General features: G+C 61.4%; 13 protein-coding genes. 5 read left to right on the top strand and 8 right to left on the bottom strand.

The features are described from left to right. Nucleotides 1-150: 150 nt before the first annotated feature. Together DK871_RS13445 and DK871_RS13440 are read right to left on the bottom strand one after the other, a co-directional pair. Entirely contained in the window at nt 151-3,249 is a 3,099-nt protein-coding gene (locus DK871_RS13445; RefSeq protein WP_161905387.1) for an efflux RND transporter permease subunit, read from the bottom strand. Nucleotides 3,250-3,255: 6 nt separating this feature from the next. After that, nucleotides 3,256-4,398, bottom strand: coding sequence for an efflux RND transporter periplasmic adaptor subunit (locus tag DK871_RS13440; protein WP_161905386.1), 1,143 nt, complete (start codon nt 4,396-4,398; stop codon nt 3,256-3,258). 171 nt (nt 4,399-4,569) lie between these two features. On the opposite strand from DK871_RS13440, the gene DK871_RS13435 reads away from it, so the two are divergent. Next, a complete protein-coding gene (locus DK871_RS13435; RefSeq protein ID WP_003190934.1) occupies nt 4,570-5,271 on the top strand; it encodes a response regulator transcription factor in 702 nt (233 codons plus the stop codon). A gap of 3 nt (nt 5,272-5,274) precedes the next feature. Continuing rightward, a complete protein-coding gene (locus tag DK871_RS13430) occupies nt 5,275-6,576 on the top strand; it encodes an ATP-binding protein (RefSeq protein WP_161905385.1) in 1,302 nt (433 codons plus the stop codon). On the opposite strand, the gene DK871_RS13425 is transcribed toward DK871_RS13430, so the two are convergent. The 3 genes from DK871_RS13425 to DK871_RS13415 all read right to left on the bottom strand — a co-directional run bounded on the left by DK871_RS13425 (nt 6,577) and on the right by DK871_RS13415 (nt 8,386). Further along, a complete protein-coding gene (locus tag DK871_RS13425) occupies nt 6,577-7,251 on the bottom strand; it encodes an anti-sigma factor domain-containing protein (protein ID WP_161905384.1) in 675 nt (224 codons plus the stop codon). It abuts the gene before it with no gap. Further along, nucleotides 7,248-7,778 (bottom strand): sigma-70 family RNA polymerase sigma factor, encoded by a 531-nt coding sequence (locus tag DK871_RS13420; protein WP_161905383.1) that lies wholly within the window; start codon nt 7,776-7,778, stop codon nt 7,248-7,250. The genes DK871_RS13425 and DK871_RS13420 overlap by 4 nt, the downstream gene beginning before the upstream one ends. Nucleotides 7,779-7,864: 86 nt before the next feature. Continuing rightward, complete coding sequence (locus tag DK871_RS13415; RefSeq protein ID WP_161905382.1) at nt 7,865-8,386, bottom strand: DUF3455 domain-containing protein; 522 nt, start codon at nt 8,384-8,386, stop codon at nt 7,865-7,867. A 192-nt stretch (nt 8,387-8,578) separates the two neighbouring features. Between DK871_RS13415 and DK871_RS13410 the strand changes: the two genes are divergently transcribed. Both DK871_RS13410 and sfnG read left to right on the top strand, forming a co-directional pair. Next, the gene (locus DK871_RS13410) at nt 8,579-9,364 is read left to right on the top strand and encodes a sulfite exporter TauE/SafE family protein (protein ID WP_161905381.1); all 786 of its coding nucleotides are present in this window, start codon (nt 8,579-8,581) and stop codon (nt 9,362-9,364) included. A gap of 671 nt (nt 9,365-10,035) precedes the next feature. Then, a complete protein-coding gene (gene sfnG, locus DK871_RS13405; protein WP_161905380.1) occupies nt 10,036-11,160 on the top strand; it encodes a dimethylsulfone monooxygenase SfnG in 1,125 nt (374 codons plus the stop codon). Nucleotides 11,161-11,197: 37 nt separating this feature from the next. Here sfnG and map read toward each other — a convergent pair whose 3' ends face one another. After that, nucleotides 11,198-11,968, bottom strand: coding sequence for a type I methionyl aminopeptidase (gene map / locus DK871_RS13400; RefSeq protein WP_161905379.1), 771 nt, complete (start codon nt 11,966-11,968; stop codon nt 11,198-11,200). Then, nucleotides 11,968-12,168: a ParD-like family protein gene (locus DK871_RS13395; protein ID WP_003190946.1), complete on the bottom strand. Its 201-nt coding sequence runs from the start codon at nt 12,166-12,168 to the stop codon at nt 11,968-11,970. The genes map and DK871_RS13395 overlap by 1 nt, the downstream gene beginning before the upstream one ends. Nucleotides 12,169-12,537: 369 nt before the next feature. Between DK871_RS13395 and DK871_RS13390 the strand changes: the two genes are divergently transcribed. Then, complete coding sequence (locus DK871_RS13390) at nt 12,538-12,807, top strand: DUF1652 domain-containing protein (RefSeq protein WP_161905378.1); 270 nt, start codon at nt 12,538-12,540, stop codon at nt 12,805-12,807. Nucleotides 12,808-12,879: 72 nt separating this feature from the next. On the opposite strand, the gene DK871_RS13385 is transcribed toward DK871_RS13390, so the two are convergent. Beyond that, nucleotides 12,880-15,480, bottom strand: a complete 2,601-nt coding sequence (locus DK871_RS13385; protein ID WP_161905377.1) for an autotransporter outer membrane beta-barrel domain-containing protein — start codon at nt 15,478-15,480, stop codon at nt 12,880-12,882. Nucleotides 15,481-15,501: the final 21 nt, after the last annotated feature.

Genomic DNA, 15,501 nt, shown 5'->3' with positions numbered 1-15,501 from the left:
AAATCCCTGTCGAATTCCGGCCAGCGTGGTTTAACGGGGCGCCTGAGATCAAGATCACAAGCAGATCAAGATCAAGAGCGGCTCGCTTCGCATCGTGGTTACCGGCGATGGGTTCAACTTGCAAGCCACCACCTTTCGCTGCGGCGTTGATCAGTCTGGTTTATGGCGCTTGCGCACCAGCTTCATTACCACCACAAAAAATACTGGCACAAACACCACCGCCAATGTCGCCGTGATCATCCCGCCAATCACACCGGTACCAATCGCCTGTTGGCTGGCCGAGCTGGCCCCGGTGGCAATTGCCAAGGGCACCACGCCGAGGATAAACGCCAGGGACGTCATGATGATCGGTCGCAGGCGCAACCGCGCAGCCTTCAAGGTGGCGTCGATCAAGTCTTCGCCCTGGTCATACAGGTCCTTGGCAAACTCGATGATCAGGATCGCGTTTTTCGCCGACAGGCCGATGATGGTGATCAGGCCGACCTTGAAGAACACATCGTTAGGCATCCCGCGTAGCGACACGGCCAACACCGCGCCCAGCACCCCAAGCGGCACCACCAGCAGCACCGAGGTGGGGATCGACCAGCTTTCATACAGCGCGGCCAGGCACAGGAACACGATCAGCAACGATAGGCCCAACAGCAGCGGAGCCTGGGAGCCGGACAAGCGTTCCTGCAATGACAACCCCGTCCATTCCTGGCCCAGCCCGGCAGGCAACTGGCTGACCAAACGCTGGATTTCGTTCATGGCCTCGCCCGTGCTGTGCCCCGGCGCCGCTTCACCGCTGATGGCGATGGCCGGGTAGCCGTTGTAACGGGTCAACTGCGTCGGGCCCTGGGTCCACTTGGCTTCGACGAAGGCGGACAGTGGCACCATCTTGCCTGCGTTGTTGCGCACGTGGATCTTCATCAGGTCGGCCACCTGGCTGCGCTGGTCGCCTTCGGCCTGCACCACCACGCGCTGCATGCGGCCCTGGTTGGGGAAGTCGTTGATATACGCTGAGCCGATCGCCGACGACAGCACATTGCCCACCTCGGCAAACGAAACGCCCAAGGCGTTGGCCTGCTTGCGGTCTACTTCCAGTTGCACTTGCGGCGCTTCGGCCAGGGCGCTTTCGCGCACGTTGGCCAGGATCGGGCTTTTCGCTGCAGCGTCCAGCAATTCGGTACGCGCGGCCATCAACCCGGCATGGCCGACGCCACCGCGGTCTTGCAGGCGGAACTCAAAGCCACTGGACGTGCCCAGTCCGTCGACCGGTGGCGGCAGAACCGCGTAGGCAATCGCGTCCTTGAGTTCGCTGAAGGCCATGTTGGCGCGGTCAGCAATCGAGGAAGCCGAGTCATCACTGCCACGTTCCGACCAATCCTTGAGCGTGGTAAACGCCAGCGCGGCGTTCTGCCCGGAACCGGAGAAACTGAAGCCCATGATCATGGTGGTATCACCCACCCCAGGCTCGCCTGCGTTATGCGCCTCGATCTGTTCGGCCACCTGCACCGTACGGTTCTTGCTGGCGCCCGGTGGCAACTGGATATCGGTGATGGTGTAGCCCTGGTCTTCCACCGGCAGGAACGAGGAGGGCAGGCGGCTGAACAGCAGCCCCATGCCCACCAGCAATACCAAGTAGATCAGCAAGTAGCGGCCGCTGCGCTTGAGGGCATAGGCCACCCAACCTTCGTAGCGGTTGGTGAGTTGGTCAAAGCGCTGGTTGAACCAGCCGAAGAAACCACCCTTGGCATGGTGCTCGCCCTTGGCAATCGGCTTGAGCAAGGTGGCGCACAGGGCCGGGGTCAAGGTCAGGGCCAGGAACGCCGAGAACAGGATCGAGGTGGCCATCGACAGCGAGAACTGCTGGTAGATCACCCCCACCGAACCCGGCATGAAGGCCATCGGCAGGAACACCGCCACCAGCACCAAGGTGATACCGATGATGGCTCCGGTGATCTGACCCATGGCTTTCTTCGTCGCGTCCTTGGGCGACAGGCCCTCGGTGGCCATGATCCGTTCGACGTTTTCCACCACCACGATCGCATCGTCCACCAGGATACCGATGGCCAGCACCATGCCGAACATGGTCAGCACGTTGATCGAGAAACCCAGCAGCAACATGGTGGCGAAGGTGCCCATCAGCGCAATCGGCACCACCAGCGTGGGGATCAAGGTGTAGCGCACGTTCTGCAGGAACAGGAACATCACCGCGAACACCAGCGCCATCGCCTCCAGCAAGGTGTAGACCACCTTAGTAATCGAGACCTTGACGAAGGGCGAGGTGTCATAGGGAATCTTGTATTCCACATTGGCAGGGAAGTAGCGCGACAACTCGTCCATTTTCGCCCGCACCAGCGTTGCGGTGCTCAATGCATTAGCGCCGGGCGATAGCTGCACGCTGACGGCGGTGGACGGCTTGCCGTTCAGGCGGGTGGAGAACTGGTATTCCTGGCTGCCGACTTCCACCCGAGCCACATCGCCGATGCGCACGGTGGAGCCGTCGGGGTTGGCCTTGAGCACGATGTCGGCAAACTCCGCCGGGGTCGAAAGTTGCCCCTTGACCAGCACCGCCGCGGTGATCTCCTGGGTGTGGGTGCCCGGCAAGTCACCGATGCTGCCGGCTGAGACCTGGGCGTTCTGGGCACTGATCGCGGCGTTGACGTCGGCCGGCGTGAGGTTGAAACCGATCAGCTTCTGCGGGTCGATCCAGATACGCATCGCTCGCTCGGCGCCATACAACTGGGCCTTGCCGACCCCGTCCAGGCGCTTGAGCTCGTTCATTACGTTGCGCGCCAGGTAATCGCTGAGCGCGACGTCATCGAGCTTGCCGTCGTTGGAGGTCAAGGTCACCAGCAGCAGGAAGCCGGCGGAGACTTTCTCCACCTGCAAGCCTTGCTGAGTCACGGCCTGAGGCAAGCGCGACTCCACGGCTTTGAGGCGGTTTTGCACATCTACCTGGGCCATTTCCGGGTTGGTGCCCGGTTGGAACGTGGCGGTAATGGTCGCCGAGCCCAGGCTGCTCTGGGACTCGAAATACAGCAGGTGATCGGCGCCGTTGAGCTCCTGCTCGATCAGGCTGACCACGCTCTCATCCAGGGTCTGGGCCGAGGCGCCGGGGTACACCGCGTAGATTTCCACCTTGGGTGGCGCGACGTTGGGGTACTGGGCCACCGGCAACTGCGGGATGGCCAGCGCACCGGCCAGCAAGATGAACAAAGCCACGACCCAGGCGAAGATCGGGCGGTCAATAAAGAACTGCGGCATGACGGGTTATTCCTTTACGAGCGGGCTGTCGTCCACTTCAACTTTTTCACCGGGGCGCGCATGTTGCAGGCCCTCGACGATGATGCGGTCGCCGGGCTTGAGGCCACTGGTGACGATCCAGCGATTGTCGATCACCGCGCCCAGTTCCACCGGTTGCTGGCTGACGGTCTGCTCGGCGTCCAGCAGCAGCACCATCGGAATACCGGCGCTGTCACGGGTGATAGCGCGTTGTGGCACGCTGAGGCCTTGCTTGTCGACGGCCTGTTCCACGCGCACCCGCACAAAGCTGCCCGGTAGCAGGTCGAGGTCCGGGTTGGGGAACTCGCTGCGCAGGATGATCTGCCCGGTGCCCGGGTCGACGCTGATGTCAGCGAAGAGCAATTTACCCGGCAACGGGTACTGGCTGCCGTCGTCCTGGATCAAGGTGGCCTTGGCCTGGTCCTGGCCGACCTGCTTCAGGCTGCCGGCACGAAACGCACGACGCAGGTCGTTCAGCTCACGGGTGGACTGGGTGAGGTCGGCGTGGATCGGGTCCAGTTGCTGAATAATCGCCAGCGGCGTGGCTTCGTTCTGGCCGACCAACGCGCCTTCGGTCACCAGGGCGCGGCCGATGCGCCCGGAAATCGGCGCGGTTACGGTGGCATAGCCCAAATTCAGCTTGGCACGCTCGACAGCGGCTTTGTTGGCGGCGACTTCGGCGTTGCTCTGGCGCAAGGTGGCGCGGGCATTATCGTATTCCTGGCCGCTGATGGCGTTGCCTTCGACCAATTGGCTGTAGCGCTGTTCTTGCAGGCGCGCCTGGAACGCATTGGCCTCAGCCTTGCTCAGGTTGGCCTGGGCACTGTCCAGGTCGGCCTTGAACGGCGCCGGGTCAATACGGAACAACACGTCGCCTTGCTTGACGTCGTGGCCTTCGTTAAACACCCGCTGCATGACCACCCCGGCGACCCGTGCGCGTACTTCGGCGATACGCGGTGCGGCGATGCGCCCGCTCAGTTCGCTGGTAATAGAGAGGGGCTTGGCCTGCAGGGTTTCGATCCGCACTTTGGCCAGGGGCATTTGTGGCGCCTCGTCTGCCGACTGACCACACGCGCTCAGCGCCAGTGTGAGGGCCAACAGGCAAAACGGCGCAAATAGATTCTTCGACATGCTCTTATCCCAATATTGACTGGCGCATCCTAGGGGCACCTGCGCCGTGGTGCTGTGAAGCTGTGTAGCGGGTCTGTGAAGAAGTGTAAGGTACGGCGCGCAGGGCGCCGGGGGCGTATATCCTTGCACAATCCTGCAACACACCAACAAACAGCATTATTTGGAAACACCATGCCCAACATCCTCCTGGTGGAAGACGACGCCGCACTCTCCGAGCTGATTGCCAGCTACCTGGAACGCAACGGCTACCACGTCAGCGTGCTCAGCCGTGGCGACCATGTCCGTGAACGCGCACGCCTGAACCCACCGGACCTGGTGATCCTCGACCTGATGCTGCCGGGCCTCGACGGCCTGCAGGTGTGCCGCTTGCTGCGTGCCGATTCGGCGGGCCTGCCGATCCTGATGCTGACCGCCCGCGATGACAGCCACGACCAGGTTCTGGGCCTTGAGATGGGTGCCGACGATTATGTGACCAAACCCTGCGAGCCGCGCGTATTGCTGGCCCGGGTGCGCACATTGCTGCGTCGCAGCAGCCTGTCCGAACCCCAGGTGGCCAGCGACCAGATCGTCATGGGCAACCTCTGCATCGATTTGTCCGAGCGCACCGTGACCTGGCGCGAGCAGGCGGTGGAGCTTTCCAGCGGTGAGTACAACCTGCTGGTGGTGCTGGCCCGGCATGCCGGCGAAGTGCTCAGCCGCGATCAGATCCTGCAACGCCTGCGCGGTATCGAGTTCAACGGCACCGACCGTTCGGTGGACGTGGCCATTTCCAAGCTGCGGCGCAAGTTCGACGATCATGCGGGCGAGGCGCGCAAGATCAAGACGGTGTGGGGCAAAGGGTATCTGTTCAGCCGTTCCGAGTGGGAATGCTGAAGCATGTTTCGCGTACTGCTGCGCCTCTACCTGATCACCATCGTCACTTACAGTGCGGCGATTTACCTGATTCCCAAGCTGGTGATCCAGCTGTTCGAACACCGCTATATGGACTACAACATCGAACAGTCCCGTGGCCTGCAAAAACTCATGGTCAAGCAGTACCAGCGGGCGCCGGTGGAGCGCTGGTCCCAGGTAACCGACCAATTGAGCCACGATTTTGCACCCTTGAAAGTGCAACTGTTGCTGCGCCAGGACGCCCGCTACACCCCTGAGGAAGAAAAGTTACTGGAGCAAGGCAAGCCAGTGATCCGCCTGGGCGAGTGGGGCTGGATGGAAGAAATCAGTTCACCGATCAACCAGCAGTTCGCGGTCAAGCTGACCGTACCGCCAGACCCGCTGGACATGAACCTGCTGTACTGGTCGATGAACGTGTTGGTCGGCGCCGCCTTGCTGGCGTGTTTGCTGGTGTGGCTGCGTCCGCATTGGCGTGACCTGGAGCGTTTGAAAAGTACCGCCGCGCTATTGGGCAAGGGCCATCTGGAGGCGCGTACGGGGCTCGCACCCAGCTCCAGCATTGGCGGCCTGGCGGCGGTGTTCGACACCATGGCCGATGATATCGAACGCCTCTTGAACCAGCAGCGCGACTTGCTCAATGCGGTCTCCCATGAGCTGCGCACGCCGCTCACCCGCCTGGATTTCGGCCTGGCCCTGGCGCTTTCCGAAGACATGCCCCCGGCCAGCCGCGAGCGCTTGCAAAGCCTGGTGGCGCATATTCGGGAGTTGGATGAACTGGTGCTGGAATTGCTGTCTTACAGCCGCCTGCAAAACCCGGCGCAGTTGCCCGAGCGGGTAGAGGTGGCGCTCGATGAGTTTATCGACAGCGTGTTGGGCAGCGTCGACGATGAGCTGGAAAACCCCGACATCGTCATCGATGTGGTGCTCGATTGTGCCGTGGAGCGCTTCAGTCTTGACCCGCGCCTTACCGCCCGAGCCTTGCAGAACCTGCTGCGCAACGCGACGCGCTACTGCGACAAGCGCATCCAGGTGGGCGTGCGTGTATGCCCTAAAGGCTGTGAAATCTGGGTGGACGACGATGGCATCGGCATACCGACTGACCAGCGCGAGCGCATCTTCGAGCCGTTCTACCGCCTGGACCGCAGCCGCGACCGCGCCACCGGCGGTTTTGGCCTGGGCCTGGCGATCAGCCGGCGCGCCCTGGAGGCCCAGGGCGGCACCTTGACGGCCCTGGCGTCACCCCTGGGCGGGGCGCGGTTTCGTGTGTGGCTGCCTAACCTTTCGTGATCAGAGCACTTTGACTGCGCGGCCAATCCCGTGAATCGGCCCGGTGGGTTTGCCAGTGGGCGAGCCATTGGGCCCTTCCAGCGTCAGTTCAAACAACTGGTTCGGCGCCAGCGGCGGCAGCTTGTCCAGGGGTATCGACAAGGTCTGCCCCGGTTTTACCAGCCCCAAGGAGACGGGACCCTGCCAGCCATCGCCCTTGGTCCAGAACTCCAGGGCTTTGTCAGCGGGAATCTCCATCACCCCCAGTGGAATCAACTGGATCTGCTGATTATCACTGGCCTGCACCACCCAGCCCGGTGCCTGGCTTTGTGGCGCCATCAGCACCACCACGAAGCTGGGTGCGGGCATGGGCGGGCGCGTCAGTAATAAAGCCGCCAGCACCACGCTTGCCATCAGGCCGGCAGCGGAAAGCCCGCGCCAGAACGCCAGCAGGTTCCACCACGCCACGCTCGTTTCGGGGGCTTTGATGCGGCGCTCAATGCGCCGCCACAGCTGTGCCGAAGGCGGTACCGGTTGTGCCAGCGCCACCAGAGGCAACAGACGTTGCTCCCAGGCATCCACCGCTGCGCGCAGTGCCGCATCATGGGCCAGGCGTTGTTGAACCTGCGCGCGCTGTTCGGCGGGCAGGGTCCCCAGCACGTATTCGCTGGCCAGTTCATCCAGGCTGTCGTTCATGCCATGCACTCGCGCAAGGCGGCGAGGCTGCGTTTGATCCAGGCTTTGACTGTGCCTAACGGGGTACTGAGTTTTTGCGCGATTTCGCTGTGGGAGTAACCGTCCACATAGGCGTGCAGGATGCAGGTGCGGCGCGTCGGGTCGAGCCGTTCCAGGCATTGGTGGATCTGCCCGGAGCGTGCGGCAAACTCGATGGCCTGGGCAGGCTCTGCCAGCGGTTCGTACTGGTCGTCCAGCGGCACGTCACGCCCGGCGCTGCGTACAACGTCCAGGGCCAGGTGGCGAGTCACGCTGAACACCCAACCCCGTGCGGAGCCTCGCAGGGGGTCGAAACTGCGCGCGCCGTGCCAGATCTTGATAAAGGCGTCATGCACGATGTCCTCGGCCAGGGCCTTGTTGCGGGTAATGCGCAGTGCCACACCGAGCAAGCGGCTGCTGTCCTGCTCATAGAGCTGGCGCAGGGCGCGTTGATCGCCGCGGGCGCAGGCTAACAGGCACACTTCATAATCAAAGATGATTTCAGCCAAACCAGAATTCCTGCCACTGAGGAGACGTCTACGCGTGGTAGGCGCGAGGTTGCTCGCGCCTACCTGGCCAGCGTAGCTGAGTTTGCTCAGTTGGCGGCCCAGAAGAGGTAATCCGCTTGGTATTTCACCAGTTCCTTGGCGCCTTTGTTCGCCGTGGTGCAGGGCGTAGCGGGAGCGACCCCGCCTTTGAGCGCAACCCGCTGGATATACGTCACGCCGCTCATCGCACCCTTGCCTTCGGCCGGGTTGGCCTTGACCAGTTGATAGGGCAGGTTACCCGGGCTTGACGGTGCCACGGCCAATTGCGTGCCGGTGATGGTCGAGCCGTCCTTGGCCTGCCAGGTGGCGGGTGGTCCGAAATAGGTGCCGACCTGCTGGCCGTTACGGTCGTTCAACACGGCTTTGGGGCCGACGAAGGTCCACTCGGTCTGGCCGGCAGCGTTGGCCTTGTCGCGGCATTCATAGGTGATTTCGCCGACGCCGGTGGTTTGCATTGCCAGCTTGTGGCCATCCGGCACCTTGATGCTGTCTGGCAGGCCCGCCTGGGCAAACGCCGACGGTGCGGCGATGAGCAGGCCGGTCAAGCACAGCAGTGTTTTAGCGTTCATGGTGTTTCTCCATTGGGTAGAACAGCAGGGTTACGCTGATGACTACGGCACAGGCCCGCCCATTGGATGCAGTGATTTGCAAAAAAGTGAAGATTTCCAAAAAGGCATAAACTCAGATCGCATCGGTATAAGTGGTTATAAGAAAAATCGCTATCCTGCGGCCAGAAATTTATAAGGCCGCGGGTAGCTGGAATGGATGTAGGTAATATGGGTTTCGTGGTTGCCGGCCTGATCGTGGGTTTCATCGTGGGCATGACGGGGGTGGGCGGCGGTTCGCTGATGACTCCGATCCTGCTGTGGTTTGGCATCAACCCAGCCACTGCGGTGGGCACCGACCTGCTGTACGCCGCCATTACCAAGTCCGGTGGCGTGCTGGTGCACAGCAAGAACAAGAACATCGACTGGGCCATCACCGGCTGGCTCACCCTGGGCAGCGTGCCGGCGGTATTGCTGACGTTATGGTTCCTGGCCAGCCTGCACACCGACCCCAGCGCGATGAACGCGGTGATCAAGCAGGCCCTGGGCGTGGTATTGCTGCTGACGGCCCTGGCGATCCTGTTCAAGAAGAGCCTGCTGGCCTTTGCCCAGCGCCATGCTGGCGACTCTTACCATCTGCGCCCGCGTAACCTCAACGCGCTGACGGTGGTGACGGGGGCGATCCTCGGTACCATGGTGGCCCTGACCTCGATCGGCGCTGGTGCCCTTGGCACGGTGGCGCTGTTTATCCTGTACCCGTTCCTGGCCACGCGGCGCCTGGTTGGCACCGAGATCGCCCATGCGGTGCCCCTGACCTTGGTGGCGGGCCTGGGCCATGCCAGCATGGGGAATATGGACTGGCATTTGCTGGGCTTCTTGCTGATGGGGTCGTTGCCGGGGATCTACGTGGGCAGCCATATGACGGGCAAGATTCCCGATGGCGTACTGCGGCCGTGCCTGGCGGTGATGTTGATGGCGGTGGGGTACAAGTTGGCGTTCTGAGTGTTCTGCTTGACGCCCCCACTCTCCAACTGTGGGAGCTGGCTTGCCTGCGATGACGGCCTCACAGCCGGCCCCTATCTATCTGACGCCCCGCGATCAAACTGTGCGGGCTTGCTCGCGAAGGCGGCCTGACAGCCGACCGGGATGTTGGATCAGATAGAGTACATATCCGTTATTTAGGTAACGGCCACTTAGGGTTACGCCCTGACGGCGTCTCACTTTTGAAAAGCGCAAAAGTAAGCAAAACGCTCTTGCCCCACCACTCGGCACCTCGCCTGGGCTCGGTGTGCCCGAACGCAGGCTTGAATCCGTGGGCCGCCGCCACGCGCCATCCATGGCGCGAGGCGGCTAACCCGGCGTCCTGCCGGGTTACCCACGAATTCAAGCCTGCGTTCGGCCAGCGTGGTTTGACGGGGCGCCTAAGATCAAAAGCAGATCAAGAGCAAGATCAAGAGCTACTCGCTTCGCATCGTGAGTACGTTTGGGGGGCGCCGGTCGCCACTGTTGCTCCAGCAACAGCAGATCCACAAATCACTGCGATACCAGACACTGGCAAGCCAGCGCTTCAATCATTCTTTTTGCGCGGTAACCCCCACGCTACGGGCATTTGCCTGCCCCTGGCACGCTTGCTGCCTAAGCCCTTGTACATCCCTTGTACGAGGTACCGTCCGATGAGTCAGCAAGCCGTGAAATTTGCCTACTGGGTACCCAACGTCAGCGGTGGGTTGGTCGTCAGCAAGATTGAACAGCGCACCCACTGGGGCATCGAGTACAACCGCAAACTGGCGCAATTGGCGGAGGCGGCGGGTTTTGAGTATGGCTTGACGCAGATTCGCTTCACCGCAGGTTACGGTGCCGAGAACCAGCATGAGTCCGTGGCGTTCAGCCATGCGCTGCTGGCGGCAACCACCACCCTCAAGGTCATCGCGGCGATCCTGCCCGGGCCGTGGCAACCGGCGTTGGCGGCCAAGCAATTGGCGACCATCGACCAACTGACCAATGGCCGTATCGCGGTGAATATTGTCAGCGGCTGGTTCAAGGGCGAGTTCCAGGCCATTGGCGAGCATTGGCTGGAGCATGATGAGCGCTATCGGCGTTCCGAAGAGTTTATCCGTGCCCTCAAAGGCATCTGGACCCAGGACGATTTTACCTTCAAGGGCGATTTCTATCGCTTCAACCATTACACCCTCAAGCCCAAGCCCCTGGGCCAGCCGGAGATTTTCCAGGGCGGCAGTTCGCGGGCGGCGCGGGACATGGCGGCGCGGGTGTCAGATTGGTATTTCACCAATGGCAACACGCCCGAAGGCGTCAAGGCCCAGGTCGATGATATTCGCGCCAAGGCGGCTGCCAACCACCATTCGGTGAAGGTGGGGGTGAACGCTTTTGTGATCGCCCGCGACACGGAGGAGGAGGCACGTGCGTTGCTGGCGCAGATCATCGACCAAGCCGACCCGGAGGCGGTCAATGCCTTTGGTGACGCGGCCAGACAAGCGGGCAAGGCGTCACCGGAGGGCGAGGGCAACTGGGCCAAGTCCAGCTTTGAGGACCTGGTGCAATACAACGATGGCTTCAAGACCAACCTGATCGGCACGCCGCAGCAGGTCGCCGAGCGCATCGTCGCACTCAAGGCGGTGGGGGTGGACTTGGTGCTTGCAGGCTTTCTGCACTTTCAGGAAGAAGTGGAGTATTTCGGCAAACGTGTATTGCCGCTGGTGCGCGAGCTTGAAGCCAAGGCCGCTGTAGGCGCGAGCTCGCTCGCGAAAAACGTCGACGAAAAAGTGGGGAGTCTGGTTTAACGCGTAGTCCGGGATGCCTTCGCGAGCAAGCTCGCTCCTACAGGGTGTGAAGGTTTTGAGGGGTTTGCAAGGTCAACACCTCATACCCATCCGCCGTCACCGCCACGGTATGTTCCCATTGCGCCGAGAGGCTGTTGTCCTTGGTCACCACCGTCCAGCCGTCCTTCAGGCTGCGAGTTTTGGCGCTGCCCTGGTTGAGCATCGGTTCGATGGTAAACACCATGCCTTGGCGCAGTTCCAGGCCGGTGCCAGGCCGGCCGAAGTGCAGGATTTGCGGCTCTTCGTGCATTTGCCGGCCGATGCCGTGGCCGCAGTATTCGCGCACCACGCTGTAGCCGTTGGCGTGCGCGTGGCTCTGGATCGCATGGCCGATATCGCCCAGGCGCGCGCCGGGCTTGACCTGGCGGATACCGGCCCACATCGCCTCGAAGGTCATGTCCACCAGGCGCCTGGCCTTGGGCGTCACGTTGCCGATCATGTACATCTTGCTGGAATCGGCAATGAAACCGCCTTTTTCCAGGGTGATGTCGATGTTGATGATGTCGCCGTCCTTGAGCAATTGCTTGGCGCTGGGCATGCCGTGGCACACCACTTCGTTGATCGAGGTGTTGATGCAGAAGGGGTAGTCGTACTGCCCAAGGCTTGCAGGGCGGGCCTTGAGGTCATTGCGGATGAAGGCTTCGACGGCGCTGTCCAGCTCCAGGGTAGAGCGGCCGGCGGCGACGAAGCCGTCCAGCATGTCGAAGACCTGCGCCAACAGACGCCCGGCTTCACGCATCACGGCCAGTTGTGCGGGAGTCTTGATCATCAGCTGCGCCCCCGGATCAGGTCGGGTTTGTCCAGCAACAGCTTGTTGATCAGCTCGTTGTAAGGCAGGTGCGGGTTGAGTTCGGCGAGCAGGCCGATCTTGATCCAGAACTCGGCCTGGGCGTTGATGGAACGGTCCATGGCGGCGCTGGCCAGGCGCAGTTGTTCGTGCAGCTGATCGGTGATCTTGACGATGCCCATAAGGTTCACTGTGTTTAATTGATATACGAATCGTATATGTTTCGTATGCTTACCGCAAACCTCCGTCGACTGGGCGGTGATGGACTGATTGGTTGCGATATGTTGCCGAAAAAAGGGTTTTCCCATAAACACCGGCCGCGATGCCGCGGGTTAAACGTTTAATCCGTGGCGTTCGACGATGATGCCCAAAGGAGTGTTTTGTTTAATATGAGCAAGCGGCTTGCTTATGAGGAAAGGTTACAACCACAGCGGTTTTTGCCGAGTAGGCTTATTGATTGAAAGCGTCTTCCAAGGTTGGCAAGACGTGGCAGGCAAGTGCCTGTCGGTTACATATACATGTTGGCAGTCTCAAAAAAGGAGAGGTTAGCCATGCTTTCAGAACTAGAGCTTCGCAGCATCATTGAAGGAAGTTTCCTGCCTAAACGGTGCGAATGCACCAAAGCCGAAGACGCCTCGTTGACGATCAAGGTCTACGACGACCGCGACCGTGACCGGGTGGATTTGGAAGTCAAAGGTATACACCCTGACAAGCTCGACAGCAGTCGAGCCATTTGCAACCTCATCACCGGGTTGCGTGAAGACCTCAAGCATAACCACGTACCGGTCCAGCAACGAGCAGGCGGGCGCGGTTATCACTAGTTGATCGCTTGAGGGGGAGTTGACCTCGTGGGCCTGGTATGTGCCAGGCCCAACGCTGACAAGACCTCAGCTTTACCAGCTCACTCGCACGCCGATACTGCCGCTGGTACCCTCAAAGTTATTGTCGTCCAGCCCGGTTCCATACTTGCCCTCCACATAAGCGCTGACCGCGGATGACAATTGAGCCACGACGCCGACGCCAATATCGGCCGTGGAGGACTTGTGATCGCTCTTGATCCGGTCCACCTCGTCGAAGGTCACCGTGTCGCTGCCACCGAAGGTGTGCCAGACGTTGGCGCGCAGGTACGGCTCCACCGGCGTGTTGCTGACCAGGTAACGGCCCTTGAGGCGTGCACCGAGGCGGCCCGTCCAATATTCCTGAGAGTCGAACGAGACCTTGGAAATGCCGTCATGCTGGCTATCCAGGTCGATCTTCTGGCCAATTACCTGGGCCTGCGGTTCCACCACCCAATGTTCGGACAACGTGATCGGGTAGCCGGCCTCGGCGGACAACGCCAGGGCATGGCCCTTGGTATCCATCTTCACCCCTCGGTCGGATTTGTTGTCGCCATCCAGGCGCGTGCCCATGGCGACCAGGTCGACGTACCAGCCGGTGGGATCGGTGAGGGTCCAGTAGGCGCCGAAGTTATCGCCGTCGAGTTTGACCCGTCCGGAGCGATGGTTCTGCCAGCCCAGCGCAAACCCCTTCACGTCGCCGCGCAGGCGACTCTGGCCGATAAACAGGCCAAAGCGTTGAGTCTGCCCGCCACTGGTTTCGCTGGCATAGAGGTCATGGCCTACCTGGTAACCTTTGGACGTGCCGTCAAAACTCGGCGTTACCGTGCCCGACCAGCTCTTGTTGAAATCACTGCCATAGGCGCGCCCCCAACCTGCCGGCACTGCACCGGTCTCGGTCAGCAGGCTTTGCTCGCCTTGGCGTTCATGGAAGGTCCCGAGGGCTTGCAGCGTCATGACCTGCGCAGCGGGAATGTCCACTGAATAGATCGGCACCTCCAGGCGATACAGTGCAATGGGCGCGGTACCGGCCACGGCGCTTGGCAGCACAGGGTTACTCGCCGCCGATTGCGGTGAAGTAGCGGCGGCGACTTGGCTAGGCGGTGGCGCGGGTGGCTCGATCGGTGCCACTGGCTGTGCGGTGGGCGGCTCCACGGGCGGCTCATCGGGGTCAACCACTGGCTGAGTGGGCGCAATGGGGGTCACCGCTACCGGCGGTACAACGGGTGGCGGCACGGATGGAACGGCCGGCGGTTGCACCGCCACCACCGAGGAACGCAGGTACCAATTGTTTTCCGTACCGGCGGTAACGCCGCCCTTGAACAGCATGTACTCATAAGCCCCCGCAGAGACCGAGCCCTTCAAGGCAAACGCATCGGTGCTGCTGACAGCGCCGTTAAGCGCCTGGACCACCTCGATGCCGTTGTTCTGGGTCAGCCCACCGGCACCGCCGAGGTTGCTGACGCCCAGTTGCGTGTGGCCGCTGATGCTGCCGTCGGAAACCACCAGCTTGTCGGTGGCCGAGTTTTCATCGCCGAGTACGGTTTGCAGATGCAACTGGCCGTTGTTGCCCACGTAATTGCCATGCACCGTCAACACGCTGGTCGCGCTGTTGTCGCCGGTCATGTCGATCGTGCCGGCGTTGTTCAGCGTTGCCAATTGGCCTGCGGTATAGGGACGGATAGCGCCTTGGGTCACAGCCAGCGTGCTGCTGCCATCGATGTTGAACGTACCGGTATTGCTCGCGCTGTCGCCAAGGAAAAAATCCCCGCTCAGGTTAAAGCGTGAGGCGTTGTTGAGGTTGACCGTCTCCCAGCCGACATAGCGTGCGGGTGTACTGGAGGTGGTGTTATCGAAGGTCAGTTGATCGTTGCCCAGGCCACCATCGACGGACGGCGTATTGGCCAGCAGGTTTTCGCTGAGACCACGGAGCAGGGCCGTGTCATCACCATCACCCATCAATACCGACGAGTTGATTTGGCCGCCACCCAGCCAGCTAAACGTATCGTTGCCGACGCTGGCGCGAATCTCGCCATTGATCACGCCACCACTGACGGTGATGCTGTCATCGCCGCCGCTGGTGCTGATATTGCCGCCGATGAAGCCGTTTAATATGCGGATCGTGTCGACATCAAAGCCGGTGACCAGGTTGCCTTCAATGATCCCCCCGGTCATTTCATAGAAGTTTTTATCCAGCTTCATATTGACCCGGCCGATAGTGCCACCGCTCTGGTAGGCCACATCGCCGTCCTCAAAAGCCCCGACGATTCTGCCGCCCTCCATTCTGAAGGTGTCGAGACCATCGCCCTGGAACAGGGCCAGGATCTGCCCATCCGTCATGAGGAAGTCGTCGATACCGGCGCCTTGTTGCACCACGCCGGTGATCAGGCCCGAGTGGATGAAAACGGTATCCGCGCCTGCGCCGGTGGTGACATTACCGTTGATGGTGCCAGTGCCCCCCGCAGGGAGGATCAGGCGGTTATCCCCGGAAAGATCGGTCAAGCCGGGACTGCTGCCGCTGTCGCATGTGTAGGTATCGTTACCGGGCCCTGGTGTGAGAACGCAAGCGGCATGGGTGGGTTGAGGGGTCATGTATTGCAGTGAAAGGAAGCCGACAGCTAAAACGGCACGGGTTGATAAACCTGTGGTCTTTGGCATGGATCTGTCCTGGGTTTGTTG

The sequence above is a fragment of the Pseudomonas sp. L13 genome, assembly GCF_009935965.1.
GTDB lineage: Bacteria > Pseudomonadota > Gammaproteobacteria > Pseudomonadales > Pseudomonadaceae > Aquipseudomonas > Aquipseudomonas lactis.
This window is presented reverse-complemented; position numbering and strand designations above follow the sequence as displayed.

Excerpts from the sequence above, each read along its gene's own strand:
- DK871_RS13445 (WP_161905387.1), bottom strand. The coding sequence starts at position 3,249 with ATGCCGCAGTTCTTTATTGACCGCCCGATCTTCGCCTGGGTCGTGGCT.
- DK871_RS13440 (WP_161905386.1), bottom strand. The coding sequence starts at position 4,398 with ATGTCGAAGAATCTATTTGCGCCGTTTTGCCTGTTGGCCCTCACACTG.
- DK871_RS13435 (WP_003190934.1), top strand. The coding sequence starts at position 4,570 with ATGCCCAACATCCTCCTGGTGGAAGACGACGCCGCACTCTCCGAGCTG.
- DK871_RS13430 (WP_161905385.1), top strand. The coding sequence starts at position 5,275 with ATGTTTCGCGTACTGCTGCGCCTCTACCTGATCACCATCGTCACTTAC.
- DK871_RS13425 (WP_161905384.1), bottom strand. The coding sequence starts at position 7,251 with ATGAACGACAGCCTGGATGAACTGGCCAGCGAATACGTGCTGGGGACC.
- DK871_RS13415 (WP_161905382.1), bottom strand. The coding sequence starts at position 8,386 with ATGAACGCTAAAACACTGCTGTGCTTGACCGGCCTGCTCATCGCCGCA.
- DK871_RS13410 (WP_161905381.1), top strand. The coding sequence starts at position 8,579 with ATGGATGTAGGTAATATGGGTTTCGTGGTTGCCGGCCTGATCGTGGGT.
- sfnG (WP_161905380.1), top strand. The coding sequence starts at position 10,036 with ATGAGTCAGCAAGCCGTGAAATTTGCCTACTGGGTACCCAACGTCAGC.
- map (WP_161905379.1), bottom strand. The coding sequence starts at position 11,968 with ATGATCAAGACTCCCGCACAACTGGCCGTGATGCGTGAAGCCGGGCGT.
- DK871_RS13395 (WP_003190946.1), bottom strand. The coding sequence starts at position 12,168 with ATGGGCATCGTCAAGATCACCGATCAGCTGCACGAACAACTGCGCCTG.
- DK871_RS13390 (WP_161905378.1), top strand. The coding sequence starts at position 12,538 with ATGCTTTCAGAACTAGAGCTTCGCAGCATCATTGAAGGAAGTTTCCTG.
- DK871_RS13385 (WP_161905377.1), bottom strand. The coding sequence starts at position 15,480 with ATGCCAAAGACCACAGGTTTATCAACCCGTGCCGTTTTAGCTGTCGGC.